Here is a 1,046-nt window from a genome sequence, read left to right on the forward strand (position 1 = left end):
TATTTTTGCTTTGCATTTTGTTAGTTTTAAAGAATAATGCTCAGATTAAAATATTGGTTGGATTATATAGCATATATATAAGAAAACATGAAGCAGAGGTAATGGTATGAATGAGGAGTTAAGGAAAAAAGCCGATGCAGGTTATCGGCTGGCTGAGCAAAAGGCTGCTGAATATTATCAATCACTTGATGAGCAGGTCAGGCAAAAGACTTATGTTTCTACCTTGATAAAAGATATACAATCCTGGAAACAGAATCATATTCATCATTCATTATTATCCTTATTTTTACGGAGAAGGGGAAAGCCTGATTCTCGGGATTATCACAATTATATCAAATGGCTGGATTACACAGGTAAACTAGATCATTACCTGGATCGAAGCATCTCCTATATTTTCTTGCGGGATCTTGGCAAAAGGTTGGACTCATCTGACACAAAGACCAGGGTTCGGCGTGTTGTGGACAATTTAAAAAGTCATCTGACAACAGACCGGGGAGACAAAGCGGAGATGTTTAGCATGGCCAGATTATACCGGATGGCCCAGAAGGAAGGCATTGAATCCACGATGATCTGGTTGATGAACAAACTAAAGACTGTATCCACCCATATTCCAAAGGGGATGGATGCGGAGCAAGCCCAGCGGAAACTTATTAAAATCATTGCTGGGGTCATGATGCACGAGGTTGAAGAGATGGGTGATGAGATATCGACTGAGGAACGTACTCAAAAACTGGATAAGGCTATGAGGCTAGGCTATTCTTATGGGCTGACTTATCCCTTCATTGACGATCTGCTGGATTCAGGAATCCTATCCGATAAGGAGAAAAAACAATATTCCGATTTGATACGTACTACACTTATTACAGGATCTGTGCCGAAATTGGGCGAATGGACAGGAAAAAACAAGGGATTGATTCGATTTATTCATTCGGAACTTAAAGCTGCTTTCGAGTATATCAAGGCCCATCAGCGACAAGCGACAATAAGTTCATTTTTCGAGCAATCCTATGTGTTTTTTAATTCCCAAGAAGTGGATCGTGTAAAGG

At 40.2% G+C, this 1,046-nt stretch carries 1 pseudogene; it reads left to right on the forward strand.

The window, feature by feature from the left end:
- Positions 1 to 106: 106 nt before the first annotated feature.
- A pseudogene (locus V7149_RS04840) lies at positions 107 to 1,046 on the forward strand (polyprenyl synthetase family protein); the annotation flags it as partial.

Source organism: Bacillus sp. JJ1503, from assembly GCF_036965125.1.
Lineage (GTDB): Bacteria > Bacillota > Bacilli > Bacillales > Cytobacillaceae > Cytobacillus.